Raw genomic sequence first — 21,939 nt, forward strand, 5'->3', positions numbered from 1 at the left:
TTAATATATTTTTCGGAGGTTAAATTTAATGAAAAAATTTATAATGACCTTCATCTGACCAGTTCAACATGGGCCGGTCCGCTTCGGTATCGCCGAAGGCAATTATTTTGTCAAATTTTCGGCCCGAAATAGCCATTTTTATCCGATTTACCTTTTCGTCACCATTACAGTTTTTTCCGAGAAAATTTCCGGTGAATTTCTCATCGATAAATTCGCCTTGTGTGGCAAGTAAATTCATTTTTAAATAATCAGCAAAAGGTTTTACCCAAATGTCCAGCGAAGCCGTAACTAAAAAACTTTCCGTTTGTGATCTGTCTATATTTTTAATGAATTCCAACGCGTGTTCGCGCAGAATTTTTCCGTGAAATAAATCGAAGAAAATTTGGCTTTTTAGCTCGATATTTTTTCGGCTTTCACCTTTTAAAACCGATGAAATAAAACTTTTTTTCACCTTTTCAGCGTCCATTAAATTTAATTTTAACAAAATAAAAAGCGGAATATGTTTCGCAAACTGAACGTAAAATTTGTTTGAATTGTAAAATTTCAAAAACAAAAACATGGTGTCTTTGTAAGTTAACGTTCCGTCGAAATCAAAACAGTATAATTTTTTCATTTTAAAGCTTTAATTTCTTAAAAATAAATTCCGGTATATTTCTGATAACCAACATTATTAAACCCCAGACCGGCAAAACATAAGCAGTATTTCGACCGTTTTTATACGCTTTATAAATTGCGTCGGCAGCTTGTTTTGGTGTTGCAGTTAATTTCGGATTCAGCGGAAGTCCTTCGGTCATTTTTGTCGCCATAAAACCGGGTTTTACAGTTAAAACGTGCACTTTTTTAGAGTGCAGATAATTTCGCAGACCGCTGAGATACGCCGTCAAACCAGCTTTTGCGCTGCCGTAAATAAAATTGCTTTGCCTGCCGCGATCGCCCGCAACCGAGGAAAGCACGATCATCATTCCGGAACGTTTTCTTTCCATTTTATCAGCAAAATAATTTAAAACCGGAATTAATTTTGCGTAATTGATATCGATGATATTTTGCGTATTTCGGTTGTCGTAAAGACCTTCTTCGGTTCCTAAACCTAAAAATCCGGTGGCACAGAAAAGCAGGTTCGAATTGATATTTTCAAAAATTGAATAATCTATTGGCTGAAGCAAATCAAGTTCGATAATTTCAGATTGCTGAACGTATTTTACTTCAAGGTGTTTCGCGAATTTTTCCGTGGTTTCGCGGTTAGAGGTAAACAGAAAGATTTTGGAGTGCTTTTCATCCGAATTTAGCAACTTTTCTACGAAGGCCTGCGCAACGTCGGAATTGCTTCCTAAAACAATCATATCTTTCTTTTCATTTTTAAAAAATTAACGGCTTTTTGGGCAAATTTTCCGCTTTTAACCATTGTGAATTCTTTTCGACTGAAGTGACACAAACTTCGAATTATTCACGTTTTTCAGATAATTTACAAGGGACGGCTTGCTCATGGAATCTTTGGTGAGGTAAATTCTGCCGCCATAACTTTCCACAATTTTATCGAGCTTTTCGACCTGATTTTTCAGTTTTGCATTCATTTTAAAATCCAGCGCCAAAGTGTAACCTTCGATCGGGAACGAATTGTAAGCATCTTTATTTTGCTTTCCGAAAAGTTTCAGTACCGCCAGAAAAGAGCCGTTTCCACTTTCTGCGATGGTTTCAAGAATTATTTTCATGCCTTCTTTGCCGGTTTCTTTGGGTAAAACAAGTTGGTATTGGATAAATCCGTTTTTACCATAAATGCGGTTCCAATCCGTCACCACATCCAGAGGATAGAAAAACGCCTCATAATGCACGAAATTTTTCACCACCTTCGGCCTTTGTCTTCTGAAGTAGAAGAAATTAAACAGTTTCACCGTGAGATTATTCAAAACGAAACCCGGGAAAAAAAAGGGGATTTTAGGGGATATTTTTTTTTCGAGCTTTAAAGGATTTTTTTGAAGATTTTTCGGCAGTTCCTGTTTAAAAGCGTGTTCGCCGCGGATTAAAATACTGCGGCCTAAATTTTCACCGGTTTGCAGGCAATCAATCCAGGCGACGTTGTATGTCCAGGATTCGCTTTCATCAAAAAGCTGGAAAATTTCATCGAGATTCTCCGCTTTTATACTTTCCTGGCGGATGTAAGCAGTTTCAATATTTTTCAGTTTGAATTTCGCGGAAAGAATAATTCCGGAAAGTCCCATTCCACCTATGGTAGCCCAAAATTTATCAGCATTTTCGCTGCGCGAGCAATTCAGAACTTCACCGTTTTCATTTAATAATGAAAATTCCAGAACATATTCCGAAAAGCATCCTTCTGCGTGATGATTTTTTCCGTGAACATCGGACGCAATCGCACCACCGATGGTGATAAATTTGGTTCCGGGCGTTACATACAGAAAATAACCCTGCGGAATGATAACTTCTAAAACTTCGGAAAGTAGAACACCGGCTTCGCATTCAATAATGCCGTTCAAACGATCAAAACTTATAAATTTATTTAACCTTTTAGTGGAAAAAATATTTTCAGCCAAAGCTGCATCGCCGTAGCAGCGGCCGTTTCCACGCGCGATAATTTCGTGGTTATTCCGCACAAATTCCTGAATTTTTGCTAAAGAATCTTCGCTCCGCATTTCTTTTTCCACCACGGGAAAATTACCCCAATTCGATACCTGTCGCTTGAAATTCGGTTTCATCTGTAATTATTTATTTAAAATAAATTTGAAGTAAAAATGCCGCGAGCCAAAAAACCAATGTCACCTGAATATAACGGTCTTTGTAGATAATTTTGGTCGGAGATTCGGTTTTATTGTACACCAAAGTTTGCTGAAGATAACGTAAAAACGCAAAAACCACAAAGAAAACGGTATAAAAAACGCGCGGATGAAAGCGCTGCTGCACTTCTGGCGACAAGGTAAACATTAAATAACACACAATCGCAAGCGCACAACTTATCGAAAGCGCGATGTCTGCAAACTGAACATTGTAACCGTCCAGCGATTTTCTGGTTCGGCCGGAAACCTGAGCATTAACAAGTTCGCCACGTCGTTTTCCCAGGGCCAAAACCAGGGCTAATACAAAAGTCAGCAAAATTGCCCATTGTGAGATTAAAATTCCGCTGGCATAACCGCCGGCAAGAACTCGCAAAACAAATCCAACCGCAATGATGCAGACATCAACGATTGCGACGTGCTTCAGCTTGAAAGTGTACGCGAGATTCATTACAAAGTAAAATAATATAATCACCGCAAACTGCCAATAATCTGTAGCGAATAACGTTTGCAATGTGAAAATCGTTATTACAACGAGTGCAAGTAAAATTACCAAAAAAACCTTTGCGGTGGCTTTGGAAATGGTTCCGCTCGCGAGCGGACGGTTTTTTTTCTCGGGATGTTTGCGGTCTGACTCAATATCCGAATAATCATTGATGATATAAATACTGCTGGCAACAAAAGAAAAGGTAATAAAAGCAAAAATGCTTTTAATTAAAAGCTCTAGGTTGGTAATATTTCCGGAAAAAAACAAAGGTGCGAAAACAAAAAGGTTTTTCACCCATTGCTCCACGCGCAGCAGTTTTAGATATTTATTCATTCAGATAGAATCAGTTGCGAAAATAGTGATTTTATAATAAAAAAATCCGCCGAAGCGGATTTAAAAATGATCTATTTTTAAGGTTTAATTTGCTGTTTTAGCGTCATTAATCATGTTTTCATTTGCGGTAATTGCAAATTCAACACGTCTGTTCTGAGCTCTTCCTTCTTCAGTGTCGTTAGTAGCAACAGGTTCCTGCTCGCCGCGTCCCATGGTAATCATTCGGGATGCATCAAGACCTTTGGAAACCAAATACGATTTTACAGCAGCTGCTCTTCGATCGGAAAGTGAAAGGTTATAGCTGTCTGTACCTTTGCTGTCTGTATAACCATAGATATTAATGTTGGTATCCGGGTTATTTTTCAGCACTTCAGCTAGTTTATCAAGGTTCATCTGTGCAGCGGATGAAAGCGTAGAAGAATCGAAACCAAAGTTCACCATATTTTCTTTCATGGTTACTTTAATACCTTCGCCAACTCTTTCTACTTCGGCACCAGGTAAAGTTTCTTTAATTTCTTTGGCCTGTTTGTCCATTTTTCCGCCGATTACGTTACCGGCAACTCCACCAACTATACCACCAAGAACTGCTCCTACGGGTGCATTTTTACCTTTTCCTACATTATTACCGATAATACCTCCGATTACTGCACCTGCAGCTGTTCCGATTACGGTACCTTTCTGTTGATTATTTGCGTTTTTTACAGTGTCACAACTGGTCATCATTAAAGATGTTGAGATGAATAACGCTGCAATATTTGTTTTATTAAAAAGATTCATAATTGTATTTTTATAGATTATTTCGCTGAAGTTCTTTCGAAGTTGTAAACGATTCTTACATTTTGTCCGTCTGCAGGAACACTTTGTTCCAGACTGAACTGATTATCGGTTTGGTTTATTAAATTCAAAGAATATCCCGAAACTACTTCTTTCGCTTTTGAACCTTCTACCAGTTTTTTAAATTTAAATTCGTTGCCGTTTACCACTTCAAATTTGATAGGCTGAATAACACTCGGGCAATCTGCACCTCCGTTAATCATATACGTTCCGGTCCAGTTATTAGGAACTAAAGTCCAGTGGCTGCCAACGAAACATTGGGCATCAGCATTTTCATCAAATGGTTTTACTTTATAGTTGTTATCGTAATTAACGCTGGTTATTTCCCAATCTCCTTTCAAATTCATAAACTCTGCACGGTTTGCCTGTGCGGTTTTTGCAGTGGAACAGGAAACAGTAAGAGCTGCTCCAAATATTCCGGCTAATAGTAAATTTTTCATAGTGTAAAATTAATTGTGCTTTCTAACTACAAAAAACCGTGCCATTATTAGATAAGCAAAAAAATCCGACGAATCGGATTTTTTGGTAATTTAAGCTCGGAATTTTTATTTCTTCACCTTCGCTCTTTTGTTTTGAGCCGGAATTATTTTCGTTGGCATTGGCTTATAGAAATGCGTATAAGCATATTCTGCAGCCTTGCGAACATCGATCACACCACCAGATTCAGAAATTAAATCAAATCTGTTATTTTCGTTAGAATTAATCATTGCGTTTACCGATGACTTGTTGCTGGTTTTCACCAATGATTCAATCACTTGCGCCGGCGTAAGATTCGGCATATAAGCCATTAAAATTGAAGCTGCGCCAGCAACTACAGGTGAAGCCATTGACGTTCCCTGCAAATAATCATATTTACCATCCGGAACGGTTGAATAAATTTTTGAACCTGGTGCAAAAACATTTACCATCTTCTGGTTGTAGTTAGAGAAATCTGCACGCAAAAACTCGTTATCGTTTGTTGACGCACCTACCACAATCATATTATTGATGAACGGTTTCTCGTCTGTTGCTTTTTTATAATTCGTAGGAAAATACACATTTTCTGCGATATTTTCATTTTCATTTCCTGCGGCTTTTACAAGCAAAACACCTTTGTCTTCGGCATATTTAAAAGCATCCCACACTACATCTCTCCCGGGTGACACAGGTTTTCCGAAACTCATATTTAAAATTTTAGCACCGTTATCTACCGCATATCGAATGGCATTTGCAACATCTTTATCACGCTCATCACCATCCGGCACTGCGCGAACGGTCATAATTTTTGCAGTTTTATAACCTACACCATATTGTACATGTTCACCGTTTGGCAAGCCGGCGATGATACCGGCGACGTGGGTGCCGTGCGTAGCGTCCGGACCTTCGAAATGATTATTGCCATAATATCTTTCAGAGTAATCGTCGTATTTATCGCCCACAATTTCAGCACGCGGATCATAGTCTAAATTATACTGTTTTGTTGCCTGCGGACCATAATAATCCAAAGCTTCTTTCATCTGAGAAGTTAAAAAAGTCTGAACTTCAGCAGGTGATTTTCCGGTAATTTCGGGATCACGCACAACTTGACTTAAAACCGAAACCGCCATAGCCTGTTCCGGTGTTGTTGGCTTTAATGCGGCAACTGCGACGGGAGATAAATTCTGTCCGTTCAACATTGAAATGATGGCCGGAATATTATCACTGATTCTTTTATAAGTTTCGTAGTTTTGTTTTGCGTCAATGCTTTTTTTGGTAAAAATCTGTTTTGACTTCATATACATGTCAAAAATTTCCGGCATTTTAGCCTGATTTTCTTTATTTTTAGCAGAGTCAGGACCTTCGAAAACTGACTGATATTTTTTCACCACGCGCGTTACTTCCATATTATCTACGTCGATATCACCGTTTTTTCCGCCGCTGAAATTCCAGCCATAAACATCATCGATGTAACCGTTTTTGTCATCATCTTTACCGTTATTCGGAACTTCATTTGGGTTTTTCCACATATTTTTTATCAAACCCGGATGATCCACTTCCACCCCGCTGTCCAGAACACCAACAATAACAGGTTTTGGCTTCAAACCTTTAGATTCCAGATATTTATAAGCGTTCTGTGTATTCACACCATAAACATTGGAAGAACCGAAATCCTCATGATACCAGGTCATTAATTTTTGGTCCTTCATCGGATCCAAAGGGGTCTCCGTTGTTTGTGCGAAAGTGGCGAAACCTGTCATGAAGTACGCCGCAATAAGTATTTTTTTCATATGATTGATTTATGTTGATTTTTAATATAAGTAAGAGATTCCGGACCTTTGTTACAAATTAAATCCAGAATTGAAAGATCCGGAAGAAAGCCGTATTTATCTGAAAATGACTGGAAGTATTCTTCAAAAACCTGCTCTGAAGCCTGTTTTGCTGAAAAGTGATTGCGATAATCCACGGCATCCGGTTCAGCAAAATATTCCGAGCTAAAAGTATATTTTTTTTCAGTTTTCAGAATCTTTTGGATGACTTTCAGCGCGTGTAAGTTAAATTCCTGCAGCGATTTTGTCTTAAAAGTGTAGATTTCTTCAAGCTGATCTTCATAAAATTCAAAATACGGTGTGGTTTGATAAGCAGTTTTTACCGACTTCCAGTGCAGTTTTTGCCATTTTTCCCGCGTTGAAACTTCAATATCTTTAATCACGCGAGTGCCATTATGATTCATCGGAATGATTAAAGATAATTTGCCGTTTGCACCGTAAATATTTGTACGGTTACGGAAAGTCTGTTTCGGAAAATTCTCAAACTGTTCAAAAATAATTTCATTTTCCGGCGCTAAAAAAACACTGAACCAGGAAACTGGCGGCAAATAAAATATGGGTAATAAAATTTTCATTTTGTAAAATTATGGTAAAAAAAGCGCGAATAAACGCGCTTTAATCTTATTGTTCTGTATCTTTTTTCTTGAAGAGTTTGATGATGTAATCCCAGCCAAAGAACACGAGCAGCAGCAGCGCGGCGACCCACCAATAGGAAGTTTTTTCTGCTTCCCCGGTATTTGTAGCTTTAAACATGCGGTCCCAACGAATGGTTTTTCCAGCTGGTTGGTAAGTAGAACTGTTATCCGCGAAAAGTCCTTCCACACTTAACCAGGTGAACATGGGCGAACCCACGATATTTTCTTCCGGTACGAAACCAAAAAAACGCGCGTCCAAAGAGGCATCACGGTTGTCACCGATCATCATATAATAATCTTGTTCGATGGTATATTGTGTGGTTTCTTTTCCGTCGATATAAACTTTACCATTTTTATTTTCCAAATGATGATGTTCATATTCGGAAATTATCCAGCGGTATTCGGGCAAAGTTTCCTGATTCAACTGTACAACATCACCTTTTTTCGGAATTCTGAGCGGACCGTACCAGTCCTGATTCCATTTTTTGTTAATCGGGAAAATAGATTGTGTAGTGTCGATATTTTTGGTGTAGGCATCGCGTTCAGCATTAATTTTATAAGAAATTGCAGCTGAATCTTTGTCCCAGATATGTTCTTTTAAATCGATAATTTGCGGAAGCTCACCAATTTCTTTAGCAGTTTTATCCGTAAGTCCCTGAAAATCATAAATAAAGCCGCTTTCGGTCTGAATTTCCTGCACCGGCAGAAAACCATAAATTTTATACAAAGCCGGAATATCCAGCTGACTTCCTGTAGTTGCGATATATTTATGCTGTTTTTGCTGATCACCTAAAACCACTTCAGGTTTTCCATTCACAAAAAGTCTACCGGCGCGCATTTCCAATACGTCGCCCGCAACGGCCACACATCTTTTCACATACGGATCCTTTCGGTCTGTGGCGACGTGCACGGAATCCCGCGGATAGTTGAAAACCACAATGTCATTTCGCTGTGGCTTTTTAAACTGAAAAATTCTTTGGTAAGGTAATTTTACAGCTTCAACGTAAGATTTTGGATCATCTTTCGGATTACCTTTTTCGCCTGTATCCATAATGGTTCCCTGCAAAAACGCTATTGCTAAAGGACGCATCGGCATGCGGAAACCGTAGGTCCATTTATTTACAAAAAGGAAATCACCAACCATTAACGTTCTTTCCATAGAACCTGTCGGAATACCGAAAGGCTGCGTAGCGAAAACATGAATTACCGTTGCGAAAACCACCGCAAAAGTGATGGAACCAACAAAAGTTTCCTTTTTCTTGTCTTCTTTTTCTTCAGTTGTTAAATATAAATCATCTTCAGTTTCAACCTCCGGTTTCTCGAAATAGTTTACGTACGCCATGTAAAAAAATGGCAAAATAACCGTCAATAATTTTTGTACGAAACTTGACTTACCGAAATGTTTCATTAAGAACAAGTGGAAAACTGTCATCATTATCGGTCCGACGATCGGTAAATATGCAAGCGCCACCCACCATTTCGGGTGACCGGTTTCTTTTTGTACGATATAATAATTGTAAAACGGAACAAAAGAAAAAAGCGGATTGTAACCCATTTTTTTGAAAAGCTTCCACGTAGAAATCCCCATTAAAACGGAAAGGATAACCACATAGATTAAATAAGTAAGAAAGTAATTCATATTGTTTTGCTTACGCTATTAGTTTAGAAAAGCTATATATTGTTACAGAAAGCAAATCTACTTGCTGAAAAGTACATCCTGCATTGAAAAATTTCCGGTTTTACCGATAATCCATTCAGCGGCGATTACTGCGCCAACAGCAAAACCGTTTCGGTTGTAAGCCGTATGTTTGATTTCAATTTCATCCACTTCACTTCGGTAAAAAATGCTGTGTGTGCCCGGAACATCGTCTTCGCGAAGGGCGAAAATGCCGAGTTCTTTATTTTCAGTTTCTTCCAGTTTCCAGCTATTGAAGCGCGAATCATTTTTGATTATTCCTTCAGCTAAAGTGATCGCGGTGCCGCTTGGCGCATCTTTTTTCTGGGTATGATGAATTTCTTCCATTTGGACCTGATATTCCGAAAAATCTTTCATTAAAGCAGCTAATTTTTCATTTAAAGCGAAAAATAAATTAACCCCCAAGGAAAAATTTGAACCGTATAAAAAAGCGGTGTTATTTTGCTTTGCAATTTCCTCAACTTCGCTTTTGCGGTCCAGCCAGCCGGTGGTTCCGCAAACTACTGGAATCTGGTTTTCAAGGCAAATCTTTATATTTTCAAAAGCAACTTCAGGATTCGAAAATTCAATCACGACATCCGGATTATTCAGATTTTCAACCGTCGGTGTCTCATTCAGGCGCGCGACAACTTCATGCCCTTTTTTTTCGGCAATTTCTCCAATGATTTTGCCCATTTTTCCGTATCCAACTAATGCTATTTTCATGATTTTATATCAAAAAGATCTTTAAAAATTATAACTCAAACTAAGACCAGCGTTGGAGGCGTTTTTTCCGAATTCATCGAAAATCACCGTAGGTTTTACCGCCAGATCCGGATCTTTTCTACCTTCATAAAGATGCGCATCCACGACAGCATCTACGATATTTAAAACATATAAAAGACTGGTGATGGCAATGGCGTAATCTCGCTGTCTTTTTACCCGGTCCTGCGTGCGGCCCAAAACCTCTTTTGTAACACCCGGGATATCTGAAAACTCGTGCTTTTGGCCGTTTAATTCGGCTACAAAAGCATTTCGGTACCGCGTATATTGTTTTTGATTCCACATCGTAATTCCTACTCCCGTACCAATTGCGCCCCATACAATCGGGATTTTCCAGTATTTTCTGTTGTAATATTGCCCTAAACCAGGTAAAACTGCAGAATACAAGCCGGCGCGCGTCGGGTTGAATTTCATGGTCTTTGTCGACGCGTTCGCTGCTTTAATGTCTGAATATACTTGGATTTCGCTTGGTTTTTTCACCGTAGAAACCGAATCGGTTGGATAATTTTCTACCCGAATGGTATCCTTCGGGCTTATCTGCGCGAAAAGCATTGTGGAAAATAAAAAACAGAAAAAAGCAAAGTTTTTATGCATTAATTAAAGTGTGAAAGAATTTGTTCCAACTGTTCTTCGTTTTTAAAATCGAGGACGATCTTACCTTTTTTGCCGTTTGAAGCGGTTTTAATTTCCACTTTAACGTCTAAAATATCAGCGAGATTTTTTTCTGCCTTTTTATAAATATTGGGCAAAACGGCCGTTTTTTTCTGATTTGCTGTTTTCGGATTTTTCAGATTTGCCGCTTCCTGTTCGGTTTGACGGACACTTAAGTTTCCTAAAATTATTTTTTTAAATAAATTTTGCTGATGTTCCGCATCTTCAATGCTGACAAGCGCCCGACCGTGTCCAGCAGAAATTTCGCCGCTGCGAATCGCGTTTTGAATGTCTGGTGAAAGTCTTAGTAATCTGATGGAATTGGTGATGGTGCTTCTTTCCTTACCAATTCGGTGGCTTAAGGATTCCTGCGTAAGACCGATTTCTTCAAGCAAACGTTGGTAAGTCAACGCAATTTCAATCGCGTCCAAGTCTTCTCGTTGGATATTTTCCACCAAAGCCATTTCGAGCAATTCCTGGTCATTCACCAAACGGATATACGCGGGAACACTGGTTAAACCAGCCAATTTACTGGCGCGGAAACGTCTTTCACCGGAAATAATGATAAAGCGGCTGCCTTCTTTCCGAAGCGTTATCGGCTGAATTAAACCTAAGTTTTTGATGGATTGTGCTAAATCATTTAAAGCTTTTTCATCGAAATAAGTTCGTGGCTGCGCAGCATTGGGATCGATATCATCCAACGCAACTTCCATAATATTTCCAACAAATTTATCTGCACCTTCGTCTGTCGCTGAATTTACAGAGGCTTTTGATTCGGCGCTTAAAATTGCACCTAAACCGCGGCCCATTGCTCTTTTTTTATCTTTCATGATGGAGTTTTTTCCGGAGTTTTGCTGTCAAGCAAAATCCAATGTACAAATTTGGTTACAAATTCATTAATTTTTTGTGTTTTTAAGCAAAACCTCTTCGGCAAGTTGCAAATACTGAATCGCGCCTTTACTTTCGGCATCGTAGTTCAAAATACTTTCACCAAAACTCGGTGCTTCACTTAAACGCACATTTCGGCTGATAATTGTTTCGAAAACCATTTCGGGAAAATGCAGGTGAACTTCTTCCACCACCTGATTTGAAAGTCGCAGGCGCGAATCGAACATCGTCAGCAATAGACCTTCAATATCCAAATCTTTGTTGTGAATTTTCTGAACATTTTTAATCGTATTCAGCAGTTTTCCTAAACCTTCCAATGCAAAATATTCACATTGAATCGGAATAATCACCGAATCAGCCGCTGTTAAAGCGTTTACTGTAATGAGACCTAAACTCGGTGCACAGTCGATAATAATATAATCGTACTGATTGCGAATTGTATTCAATGCTTTACGAAGCATATATTCGCGGTTTTCGCGGTCAACCAGCTCTATTTCAGCTGCCACCAAATCGATGTGTGACGGAATGATATCCAAATTCGGCGAAGCCGTTTTCTGAATGCATTGCTGCGCATCTGCGCTATGTTCCAGTAAATTGTAGGTGGAAAAATTTGCCTCATCAATACCCAAACCTGAGGTTGCATTCGCCTGCGGATCTGCATCAATGAGCAATATTTTCTTCTCTAAAACGCCCAATGCTGCTGCAAGATTTACCGCCGTGGTGGTTTTACCTACACCACCTTTTTGATTAGCAACTCCGATGATTTTCGCCATTATAAAAATTTAATTTCCAAAAGTACACTTTTTTATCATTTTTAAAGAAATGACAATGCTGATGATAAAGTTAAAATCCTGTAAAAAAGCACGTTACAGCACCAAATAATTATCCACAAAAGTTAATCTTTTGTGGATAAGTAAAAAAATGCCGTTTTAGCCCGGAATTTATTCAAACTGCATGGAGATTGGAAAATTAAAAAAGCTTCTCACATTGTCGCCTTTTATTTTTGCCGGTGTCCATTTTCCTTTCACGGAACGGATGGTTTTTTCTGCGGCGCGGTTAAAATCTGCGTTTGGTCCGGTTGCTTTTACTTCGCTGATGGTACCGTCTTTTTCAACGATGAAAACCACGGTTGTTCGCACAACTTCGCCCGTTCCTTCCATCACCGAAGTATCAAAATTGTTGATGACCTTGTTGCGGAAAGCATCAATTCCACCGTTAAAAACCGCCTGAACATCAACCTGCGTTTTTGGTGAATTATCAACTGGTTTTGGGACAGTAATTTCAGGAAAAGCAGTACCGATTGTGGTTGTTGGCGGCGCCTGATAGGAAATTTCCGGTGCTTTACCGCTGATATTTTCAGTTCCTAAAACAGCATCAACTTTTTCGGTTTGCTTTGGCATTACCGTTTCAACTTTTGCATTTCTAGTGGGTGTCACAACGCGCGAATCTACTGTGTTTACGGGAACTTTAATTTCGGGTTTAACCGGCTGAATTTCAGGATCGTCCACCCGGTCAACATTTTTTAAAATTGTTGGCGGAGCTGTTGTCGGAATATTTTCCACTGCGGGAGCAGAAAATGCGTTGATGGCCAACGGCGTGATCGCGAATGCGGCAAAAAGCCCAATTCCTAAAAATAATGCTTTGGTTAAAATCCGGTCAGCGTCATGTCTTAAAACATAAGCACCGTACGCTTTGTTTCTGTTCTCGAAGAGGATTTCGTCGAGCTGAAATTCCTGGTTTTGAAGTAGAGGTTTCATCATTTAAAATTTAAAAGGTTTAGAAAATTGTAAAAACACTACGAATTATTATATTTATTGAAATATAAACTAACTGCTAAATATTTATCAAATTTTAAACCACTTTTTTACCAATTTTAAATAAAATAAAGCAATACATAACGAATAAATAATTTCAATAAAAAACAGCAAAAAGCCACCAGGAATTGGTGGCTTACATTGAAAAATCGAAAAAAAAGTGGCTTTTACCTTAAAATAATTCTTTTCGGATAATATTCTGACTTCTTTCGGGGCCTACGGAAACCAAATAAACATTGATTCCTAAATAATCCTCGATAAATTCGATATATTTTTTCGCGTTGTTTGGAAGTTCATCGTAAGTTCTTGCGTGGGAAATATCTTCATTCCAACCTTCCAATTCTTCATAAATCGGTTCGTAATTATAAAGCTTTGTGGTGGAAGAAGTGAAATAATCGATGATCTTTCCGTCTTCGGTTTTATATTTTGTCGCGATTTTCAAAGAAGAAATCCCGGAAAGCACATCGAGTTTGGTAATTACAAGATTGTTAATTCCGTTAATCATTGTCGCGTGCTTTAATGAAACCAAATCCAGCCAGCCAGTTCTTCTTGGTCTTCCAGTAGTTGCACCAAATTCTTGCCCTACTTTGCGCATTTTTTCTCCAAGTTCATCATTCAGTTCCGTTGGAAAAGGTCCGTTACCAACGCGTGTTGTATAAGCTTTTGCAACACCGATTAAGTTCTGAAGGCTTGTCGGCGGAACACCTGCGCCTGTGCAAACTCCGCCAGTAGACGGCGATGACGACGTTACGTATGGATAAGTTCCAAAATCAATATCAAGCATCAAAGCTTGTGCGCCTTCGAATAAAATATTTTTACCGTCGTGAATGGCTTGGTTTAATTCAACTTCGGTATCTACAATTCTGTGTTTTAATTTCTGCCCGATTTCCAGGAATTCTTTATAAATTTCTTCAAACTCAATGCCTGGTTTTTCGAAATATTTTTCGAACAGCGAATTTTTAATTTTAAGGTTTTTGCGGATTTTCTCGGCTAAAACTTCAGGATTCAGCAAATCCACCATCCGGATTCCGACGCGCGCAATTTTATCTTCATAACACGGCCCGATTCCTTTTTTTGTGGTTCCGATTTGCGTGCCGCCTTCTTCCTCTTCCCGGTAAGTATCAAGCAAAATATGGTAAGGCATAATTACGTGTGCTCTGCGGCTGATAAAAACGTGGTCGGTGCGCATTCCTTTCTCTTCAATCTGGGAAATTTCGTGCATAAAAGCTTTCGGGTTTACCACCACTCCGTTCGCGATGATGCATTTGCCCGGGCACTGTAAAACTCCCGAAGGAAGCAGGTGCAAAACAAATTTTTCCTCGCCAGCGTAGACGGTATGACCCGCGTTATCACCACCCTGGAAGCGCACTACGTAATCGGATTTTGCCGAAAGTACGTCCGTAATTTTACCCTTGCCTTCATCACCATACTGAAGACCCACCACAACGTAAGTTGCCATATTTTTACTTTTTTTAGATTGCTACAAAAATAGATTTAATAATAAAGGTGAACAAATTTAATAGCGCTATTTCGGCAGAAACGCTGTAATCGAATACATTTAGAAAACTTACGTTTCGAATAAATTCGCTAAATTTGCGCTTTAAAAATCAAATGAAAGTAGTAAAAGTTCACGATAAAGAATTCGTACCCTATCTTACTCATGATGAAATACAAACCATCATTAAAGATCTCGCTTTAAAGGTTTACGAGGATTACAAAGATGAAACACCAGTTTTCATTGGAGTTTTAAACGGTGTAATCATGTTTTTTTCCGATTTTCTAAAGCATTATCCGGGAAAGTGTGAAATCGCTTTTATCCAGATGAGTTCATACTCCGGCACCACTTCTACCGGAATTGTCTACAAAAAAATGGATTTGACCAAAGAAGTTGAAGGCCGACACATCATCCTTATGGAAGATATTGTGGACACGGGGAATACGATTGAAAGTTTATTTGAATATTTTAAAAATACGCAGCGCCCAAAATCTTTACGTATTGCTACGCTTTTGCTGAAACCCGATGTATATAAAAAGGAATTTAAAATCGACTATGTGGCGAAGGAAATTCCGAACAAATTCGTACTTGGTTACGGATTAGATTACGATGAATTGGGTAGAAATCTTCCGGATTTATATCAATTGGCAGAAGGAAGAATCAATCACTAATATAATCTGATAAAATGATAAACATCGTTCTCTTTGGTCCTCCCGGAAGCGGAAAAGGCACACAAGCGCAGAATTTAATTGAAAAATTTAACCTGAAGCAAATTTCAACCGGCGATCTTTTCCGGTACAATATGAAAAATGATACGGCTTTAGGTACCTTGGCAAAATCGTATATTGAAAAAGGTGAGCTTGTTCCGGATCAGGTAACCATCGACATGCTGATTGATGAATTAAACAAACCGTGCGACGCAGAAGGATATATTTTTGATGGTTTCCCACGCACCGCAACACAAACCGAAGCGCTTGAAAACATTGTAAAAGACGTCTTAAACAGCTCCATCGATATTTGCCTTTCGCTGGTTGTAGATGATGAAATATTAGTAGAAAGATTGCTAAAAAGAGGCGAAACAAGCGGTAGAAAAGATGATTCCAACAAAGAAATCATCGCAAACAGAATCGCCGAATATTATTCTAAAACTGCCGAAGTTGCAGAATTGTACAAACAACAGGGAAAATATGTGGAAATAAACGGAGTTGGTGATATTTCCGAAATTTCCGAAAAACTTTTTGCCGAAGTGGCAAAACTGAAAAATAAATCCTCAGTGCAGGATTAAGGATTTAAAATCTCACTTAAAGATTTAGTCCGGCTAGAAAACAAACACAAAATGTCAAATTTCGTAGATTACGTAAAAATCCATTGTAAAAGTGGTCACGGCGGCGCAGGTTCCGCACACCTTAACCGGGAAAAATATGTTCCAAAAGGCGGTCCCGATGGTGGAGATGGCGGCCGCGGCGGTCACATTATCCTACGAGGTGATTCCCACGAGTGGACCTTACTTCCGCTGCGTTATACCCGACATATTAAAGCTGAACGCGGCGTGAATGGAAGTAAAAACCAACTGACCGGCGCTTATGGTGAAGATGTTTACATCGACGTTCCTTTGGGAACCATTGCAAAAAATGAAGAAGGTGAAATAATTGCTGAAATCATGGAGCATGGGCAGGAAATTATCATCATGCACGGCGGTAAAGGCGGCAAAGGAAATGAGCATTTTAAATCCTCCACAAACCAAACTCCTCGCTACGCGCAACCCGGATTGCCCGGCGAAGAAGGTTATGTGACTTTCGAGCTTAAACTTCTTGCTGATGTAGGTTTAGTAGGCTTCCCGAATGCCGGAAAATCCACCCTTCTAGCGGCGGTTTCTGCAGCAAAACCAAAGATTGCAGATTATGCCTTCACCACTTTAACACCAAACTTAGGAATTGTAGATTACCGGAATTACAAATCTTTCGTAATGGCAGATATTCCGGGAATTATTGAAGGAGCGGCTGAAGGAAAAGGTTTGGGACACCGTTTTTTACGACATATCGAGCGAAATTCCATTCTTTTATTTTTAATTCCGGCTGATTCTGAAGATCATTTTCAGGAATTTAAAATTTTAGAAAACGAGCTTAAAGAATACAATCCGGAATTGGTAGATAAAGATTATATCATTTCCGTTTCAAAAGCTGATTTGCTTGATGACGAATTGAAAACCGAAATTTTAAAGGAATTTCCGGAAAACAGACAGCCGATTTTCTTTTCTGCGGTCACGCAGGAAGGTTTGATGGAACTGAAAGACGCCATCTGGAAAAAATTACACGGCTAAAACGGCATTTTTTTTAAAAATACAGATCTGCATCTTGCAGGTCTTTTTTTTTTGGAATAATAGTTGAGTTTCCACCAAAAACTAATTTTATGAAATACCTATTCAGTCTGCTTTCACTTTTATTTTTAACAACCTGTACTTCGCGAAAAAATACCGAATATATGACCATTAAGTATGAAAGCGGCGCGTGTTTCGGTTTTTGTCCGATTTATAAAATGACAATTAATGCCGACAGATCAGCAATTTTCGAGGCTGAAAGATTTAATTTCTCCCGAAATTCGGAAACTCAGGAAAGCGAGGGAAATTTTAAAGGAACAATTGATGCGGAAAAATATTCAGAATTAATGGAAAAATTCGCTGCTTTAAAGACAAAAAATTTGAAAAATTTCTACGGCAATAAAAACGTCACCGATTTACCAACTGCTTATTTAACCATTACTTACGCCGATGGAACGGTAAAAAAAATTGAAGATTATGGAAAGCACGGCACACCGGAACTGCAAAAGTTGTATGAGTTTTTCGATAGTTTAAGAACCAGCCAAACCTGGACAAAAATTGAATAATTCCCAAATAACCGCTGCTAAAAATAATTAAACTATATTTGCACCACCAAATTCCTTCCTCGCGGAAGGATTTTTTATGGACGTAGTCATTCTTAATGAATCCGCTTTCCTGCGGAACTGAAAACTCTAAAAGTTTTTTACTTCATTTTCTTCGTCACATACAAAAAGAATGACACGAGTTTCATTTTAATTAAAAACATTTCATTTGAATTTTTCCGACTTAAACTTAATTGATCCTATCGCAAAAGCGCTTCAGGAAGAAGGTTACACGCAACCAACACCCATTCAGCAAAAATCAATTCCGCATATTTTACAGGGCAAAGATCTGCTTGGTACCGCACAAACCGGAACCGGAAAAACTGCAGCATTTGCAATTCCGATTTTACAAAATTTGGCGCAAAAGCAGCAAAAAAATAATAATATCAAAGTGCTGATTCTTACGCCAACGCGCGAATTAGCAATACAGATCGACGAAAGTTTTAAATCCTACGGAAGACATCTTAAATTGAGACATCTGGTAGTTTTTGGTGGTGTAAAACAAGGTGCTCAGGAAACGGCGCTTCGTCGTGGCGTTGATATTTTGGTTGCTACTCCTGGCAGATTGCTCGATTTTATTTCGCAGGGAATTATTTCATTAAAACATCTTGAAGTTTTTGTTTTAGACGAAGCCGACAGAATGCTGGACATGGGATTTGTTCACGATGTAAAGCGCATTATTAAATTGCTTCCACCAAAAAGACAAACTTTATTTTTCTCCGCAACTTTTCCGGATGAAATTAGTAAACTCGCAAACTCCATGCTGACCAATCCTGTGAAGGTGGAAGTTGCGCCGGTTTCCGCAACGGCAGACACCATTCAGCAGAAAGTGTATTTTGTCGATAAAAATGACAAGCTGGAACTTTTAACGCATATCCTTCAACAGGATATTAAAGAATCTGTTCTGGTTTTTTCACGTACAAAACACGGCGCGGATAAAATTGCCAGAAAACTGCAAAGTCATAAAATTTCTGCAGAAGCCATTCACGGAAATAAATCGCAAAATCAAAGACAAAACGCACTGACCAACTTTAAATCCGGGAAAACCCGAATTTTGGTAGCAACCGACATCGCCGCGCGCGGAATTGATATCGATGACTTGAAATATGTCGTAAACTTTGAATTATCCGATGTTTCCGAAACCTATGTTCACCGAATTGGCAGAACCGGAAGAGCAGGCGCGGAAGGAAGTTCCATTTCTTTTGTTGATGGTTTGGATCTTTTGAACCTGAAAAACACAGAAAAACTCATCGGAAAAAATATTCCGGTGGAAAAAAATCACCCTTTTCACACCGATAATTTGGTGGTAGAAAAAAGAGATTCCAACAATAAACCTTTCCGTCCGAGAACTCAGGCACCGGCGAATAACAGCCACAGTAAAAAGCCTAATAACAAAAGCAATTTTACGCGGAACAGATAGAATTTTTAAAAATAAAAACCGGCTTTTTTACCTGTTAAAAGCCGGTTTTTTTTGATTTTAACTGAAATTTATGCGAACAACTTTTCTGCGTTTTCGGTGGTAATCCGGTCAATTTCGGAGAAATCTTTGTTGTAAATATTCACCAGTTTTCCTACAACCAAATCGAGGTAAGAACTTTCGTTTCTTTTTCCGCGGTGCGGCACTGGCGCCAAGTACGGCGAATCAGTTTCGAGCACAATTTTATGTACAGGAATTTCGCCTAGAAACTGGTCAATTTTTCCATTTTTAAAGGTAACTACTCCACCAATTCCGAGCAGAAAATTCAGGTCAATTGCCTGTTTTGCCTGTTCCAGAGTTCCGGAAAAGCAGTGAAAAATTCCGCGCAATTTGGGGTGTTTTTTACGATTTAGCACTTCGAAAGTTTCAGCAAAACTTTCGCGCGTGTGGATGACAATTGGTAAATCTTTTTCAATTGCCCAGTCGATCTGCTGCTCGAAGGCTTTTACCTGAACATCCAGCGTGGTTTTGTCCCAATATAAATCAATACCGATTTCACCAATCGCGGCGAATTTTCTTAGGTTCAGATATCTATAAACAACTTCCAGTTCTTCTTCCCAATTTTCGCTTTTCACGTAACAAGGGTGAAGTCCCATCATCGAAATAATCTGCCCCGGAAATTCTGCCTCTAAATTGAGCATTTTTTCGTGAGTTTCAGAATTGATCGCGGGCAGGTAAAATTTAGAAACACCTTTTTTCAAAGCTCTTTCAATCATTTCGTTTCGATCTTCATCGAATTCTTCGGAATATAAATGCGTATGCGTGTCAATCATAATAGTAGTTTTACTGCAGCCCGACTTGAACGGAGCTCTTTTTGTGTAGCAAAGCGGAACAAAAAAGCGGGAGTGGAAGGCGGATAAGCTGCCAAAAATTTAAAAAATCTTATGCTTCACTTTAGTTTGCTGTATTGCAATTTTTTGATTGAGCTTTTCTAAAAATTCTTGGTATTTTGGGTTCTTTTCGTCGGAATTTCTGTGGCTTAAAGCTTTATTTATTTTGAAATTTTCTTCCACAAAATCCATGGTTTCATCAGAAAAATAAGCATTTCCGAATTTTTCCCAAATATAATTGATAGCTTGAGTATTCGGGTGAATCAAATCTTCTTTGTAAAAACGGTAATCGCGCAAATCATCCATTAAAATCTCATAAACCGGCACGTAATGGCAGTTTTCAAACTGTGGTAAAATTTCATGAATCGCGGTGATGAGTTTCGCTTTGCTTAAACTGTTTTCAGCCAAACCGTCTTTGGTGTGCCGAACCGGCGAAACCGTAAATAAAATCTGAACATTCGGCTTCGCGATATCTTTTAAATTCACAATGGTTTCGTAAATAGAATCCGTCAATTCCAGATGCGTGAGCAACCTTTTCTCGAAATATTTTCCGGGAATTTTGTGGCAATTAGCAACTATTTTTTTTTTCGGCAGAAATTCATAGATAAATGAAGTTCCGTACGTTATCAGCACCCAATTTGTGTTTTGAAGAAATTGATTTCCGGCTTCAATCTGCGAATTTATTTTGTGTAAAGTCTGGTGTAAAAACCGCGAATTGAACGAAGTGTGATGATCAAGCGAAATCACTTCTTCATTGAAGCTGATTAAATCTTCTTCGGAATAAAATCGGGCGTCATGCAGTCTTTTTACCGAATTATTTATTGAAAACGAATTAAAAATTGTCCCGAACGGATTGTTGAATGTCTGAATTTGGCCGGTCTGCAGCAAATCGCTGATTTCCGTGGCAAAACAGGAACCTATGGAAAATACCTGGTCTTCAATTTCTATTTTGGTTTTGGAATTTGTAATTTCTACTTCTGTTCGGAATTTCATTTTGCTAAATCTTAAAAATTAGGTGTTTTAAGCGGTAATTTTTTGAATTTACATTTTAGCTTTCCCGGCGCAAAAGATAATTTGCCAGTTCGATGAACGGTTTTTTCTTCGCATCACTTACGCTGATTTTATTTAAATATTCCTGCGCCAGTTCATTGTGTTTTTGAATCAGCTGCAAGGCTTTTTCATCAACTTTTGTACGACGGAAAATCTTTTCAACGCTGTAAACTTTATCAATATTATCGGTTTTTTTCGAATACCAGAATTCCAGCTCTTTTCGCTCTTCTTCGGTTCCGTGTTCTTTCGCTAAAAGGTACAAAACGGTTTTTTTATTTTCGTAAATATCACCGGCGTGCTGTTTCCCGATTTGTTCCTGATTTCCGAAAACATCCAGATAATCATCCATAATCTGGAAAGCAATCCCAACATGTTTCCCGAAATTGAAAATAGCTTTTGCATCTTTAAAATCAGCACCGGCGATTAGTGCTCCGATTTCAAACGAAGACGCGCTTAAAATTCCGGTTTTATAGGTAATCATTCGGATATAATCGTTGAAGGTTACCTCTTCCTGAGTTTCAAAATTAATATCGTATTGCTGTCCTTCGCACAGAAGCAATCCGGTGTGGATAAAAACGCGCATACACGCTTTGTACAAATGCGGTTCAAGATTTTCGAAAAACTTCAGCGCTTTGAACATTAATGCATCACCGGACAAAATTCCGACGTTTATTCCATGCAAAGTGTGAATGGTTGGTTTCCCGCGGCGCAGTGGCGCTTCATCCATGATATCATCATGAATCAAAGTGAAATTATGGAAAAATTCAATGGCTAAAGCAGGTTTCAACGCTTTTTTAAGGTCGCCGTCAAACATTTCACACGCCATCAAAACCATCATCGGACGCAGTCTTTTTCCACCGTGCGAAATGATATAATTCATCGGTTCGTAAAGCTCTTCAGGTTTATCTTTGAAAATATATTTTTCAATAGCATTCGCGACCATCGCCTGATATTCATCTAAAAACTGCATAAAATTCTTCTTTGTGCAAAAATACAATTT

23 protein-coding genes are annotated in these 21,939 nt (G+C 38.7%); 5 read left to right on the forward strand and 18 right to left on the reverse strand.

All coding sequences use genetic code 11. From position 1 onward, the window contains the following. Positions 1-25: 25 nt before the first annotated feature. From BMZ55_RS03950 to BMZ55_RS04020, 15 genes are all read right to left on the reverse strand, one after another. Positions 26-613 (reverse strand): HAD family hydrolase, encoded by a 588-nt coding sequence (locus BMZ55_RS03950; protein ID WP_089818820.1) that lies wholly within the window; start codon positions 611-613, stop codon positions 26-28. 1 nt (position 614) lies between these two features. Then, complete coding sequence (locus BMZ55_RS03955; protein WP_089818822.1) at positions 615-1,340, reverse strand: SDR family NAD(P)-dependent oxidoreductase; 726 nt, start codon at positions 1,338-1,340, stop codon at positions 615-617. A gap of 54 nt (positions 1,341-1,394) precedes the next feature. Further along, on the reverse strand, positions 1,395-2,708 hold the full coding sequence (locus BMZ55_RS03960) for an FAD-binding oxidoreductase (protein WP_089818824.1): 1,314 nt from the start codon (positions 2,706-2,708) through the stop codon (positions 1,395-1,397). A 10-nt stretch (positions 2,709-2,718) separates the two neighbouring features. Continuing rightward, positions 2,719-3,603 carry a decaprenyl-phosphate phosphoribosyltransferase gene (locus BMZ55_RS03965; protein WP_089818826.1) on the reverse strand — a complete coding sequence of 295 codons (885 nt, stop codon included), beginning with the start codon at positions 3,601-3,603 and terminating at the stop codon, positions 2,719-2,721. Positions 3,604-3,687: 84 nt separating this feature from the next. After that, complete coding sequence (locus tag BMZ55_RS03970; RefSeq protein ID WP_089818827.1) at positions 3,688-4,380, reverse strand: YiaD family glycine zipper/OmpA-like lipoprotein; 693 nt, start codon at positions 4,378-4,380, stop codon at positions 3,688-3,690. A 17-nt stretch (positions 4,381-4,397) separates the two neighbouring features. Continuing rightward, positions 4,398-4,877, reverse strand: a complete 480-nt coding sequence (locus tag BMZ55_RS03975) for a lipocalin family protein (RefSeq protein WP_039343961.1) — start codon at positions 4,875-4,877, stop codon at positions 4,398-4,400. Positions 4,878-4,982: 105 nt separating this feature from the next. Then, positions 4,983-6,683: a S8 family serine peptidase gene (locus BMZ55_RS03980; RefSeq protein ID WP_089818829.1), complete on the reverse strand. Its 1,701-nt coding sequence runs from the start codon at positions 6,681-6,683 to the stop codon at positions 4,983-4,985. After that, positions 6,680-7,297: a WbqC family protein gene (locus tag BMZ55_RS03985; RefSeq protein ID WP_089818831.1), complete on the reverse strand. Its 618-nt coding sequence runs from the start codon at positions 7,295-7,297 to the stop codon at positions 6,680-6,682. The genes BMZ55_RS03980 and BMZ55_RS03985 overlap by 4 nt, the downstream gene beginning before the upstream one ends. A gap of 46 nt (positions 7,298-7,343) precedes the next feature. Continuing rightward, positions 7,344-8,996 carry a signal peptidase I gene (lepB, locus tag BMZ55_RS03990; RefSeq protein WP_089818833.1) on the reverse strand — a complete coding sequence of 551 codons (1,653 nt, stop codon included), beginning with the start codon at positions 8,994-8,996 and terminating at the stop codon, positions 7,344-7,346. A gap of 57 nt (positions 8,997-9,053) precedes the next feature. Next, positions 9,054-9,758 carry a 4-hydroxy-tetrahydrodipicolinate reductase gene (gene dapB, locus BMZ55_RS03995; protein WP_089818835.1) on the reverse strand — a complete coding sequence of 235 codons (705 nt, stop codon included), beginning with the start codon at positions 9,756-9,758 and terminating at the stop codon, positions 9,054-9,056. Between the two features lie 21 nt (positions 9,759-9,779). Next, on the reverse strand, positions 9,780-10,409 hold the full coding sequence (locus tag BMZ55_RS04000; protein WP_089818837.1) for a DUF5683 domain-containing protein: 630 nt from the start codon (positions 10,407-10,409) through the stop codon (positions 9,780-9,782). After that, positions 10,409-11,296, reverse strand: a complete 888-nt coding sequence (locus BMZ55_RS04005; protein WP_089818839.1) for a ParB/RepB/Spo0J family partition protein — start codon at positions 11,294-11,296, stop codon at positions 10,409-10,411. The genes BMZ55_RS04000 and BMZ55_RS04005 overlap by 1 nt, the downstream gene beginning before the upstream one ends. Positions 11,297-11,362: 66 nt before the next feature. Beyond that, entirely contained in the window at positions 11,363-12,127 is a 765-nt protein-coding gene (locus BMZ55_RS04010; RefSeq protein ID WP_089818841.1) for a ParA family protein, read from the reverse strand. Between the two features lie 168 nt (positions 12,128-12,295). Then, positions 12,296-13,114 carry an energy transducer TonB gene (locus tag BMZ55_RS04015; protein WP_089818843.1) on the reverse strand — a complete coding sequence of 273 codons (819 nt, stop codon included), beginning with the start codon at positions 13,112-13,114 and terminating at the stop codon, positions 12,296-12,298. 226 nt (positions 13,115-13,340) lie between these two features. Continuing rightward, positions 13,341-14,627, reverse strand: coding sequence for an adenylosuccinate synthase (locus BMZ55_RS04020; RefSeq protein WP_089818845.1), 1,287 nt, complete (start codon positions 14,625-14,627; stop codon positions 13,341-13,343). A gap of 152 nt (positions 14,628-14,779) precedes the next feature. On the opposite strand from BMZ55_RS04020, the gene hpt reads away from it, so the two are divergent. The 5 genes from hpt to BMZ55_RS04045 all read left to right on the forward strand — a co-directional run bounded on the left by hpt (position 14,780) and on the right by BMZ55_RS04045 (position 19,002). Beyond that, positions 14,780-15,334, forward strand: a complete 555-nt coding sequence (gene hpt / locus BMZ55_RS04025) for a hypoxanthine phosphoribosyltransferase (protein WP_089818847.1) — start codon at positions 14,780-14,782, stop codon at positions 15,332-15,334. A gap of 14 nt (positions 15,335-15,348) precedes the next feature. Next, positions 15,349-15,948 carry an adenylate kinase gene (locus BMZ55_RS04030; RefSeq protein ID WP_089818849.1) on the forward strand — a complete coding sequence of 200 codons (600 nt, stop codon included), beginning with the start codon at positions 15,349-15,351 and terminating at the stop codon, positions 15,946-15,948. A 51-nt stretch (positions 15,949-15,999) separates the two neighbouring features. Beyond that, a complete protein-coding gene (obgE, locus tag BMZ55_RS04035) occupies positions 16,000-16,983 on the forward strand; it encodes a GTPase ObgE (protein WP_039343943.1) in 984 nt (327 codons plus the stop codon). An 89-nt stretch (positions 16,984-17,072) separates the two neighbouring features. After that, positions 17,073-17,546, forward strand: a complete 474-nt coding sequence (locus tag BMZ55_RS04040; protein WP_089818851.1) for a DUF6438 domain-containing protein — start codon at positions 17,073-17,075, stop codon at positions 17,544-17,546. A 205-nt stretch (positions 17,547-17,751) separates the two neighbouring features. Next, the gene (locus BMZ55_RS04045) at positions 17,752-19,002 is read left to right on the forward strand and encodes a DEAD/DEAH box helicase (protein ID WP_089818853.1); all 1,251 of its coding nucleotides are present in this window, start codon (positions 17,752-17,754) and stop codon (positions 19,000-19,002) included. A gap of 68 nt (positions 19,003-19,070) precedes the next feature. On the opposite strand, the gene BMZ55_RS04050 is transcribed toward BMZ55_RS04045, so the two are convergent. From BMZ55_RS04050 to BMZ55_RS04060, 3 genes are all read right to left on the reverse strand, one after another. Then, entirely contained in the window at positions 19,071-19,832 is a 762-nt protein-coding gene (locus BMZ55_RS04050) for a TatD family hydrolase (RefSeq protein WP_089818855.1), read from the reverse strand. Between the two features lie 99 nt (positions 19,833-19,931). Further along, positions 19,932-20,882, reverse strand: a complete 951-nt coding sequence (locus BMZ55_RS04055; RefSeq protein WP_089818856.1) for a GSCFA domain-containing protein — start codon at positions 20,880-20,882, stop codon at positions 19,932-19,934. Between the two features lie 55 nt (positions 20,883-20,937). Further along, positions 20,938-21,909 (reverse strand): polyprenyl synthetase family protein, encoded by a 972-nt coding sequence (locus BMZ55_RS04060; protein ID WP_089818858.1) that lies wholly within the window; start codon positions 21,907-21,909, stop codon positions 20,938-20,940. Between the last annotated feature and the right edge of the window lie 30 nt (positions 21,910-21,939).

It is taken from the genome of Kaistella treverensis, assembly GCF_900114045.1.
GTDB classification, from domain to species: Bacteria; Bacteroidota; Bacteroidia; order Flavobacteriales; family Weeksellaceae; genus Kaistella; species Kaistella treverensis.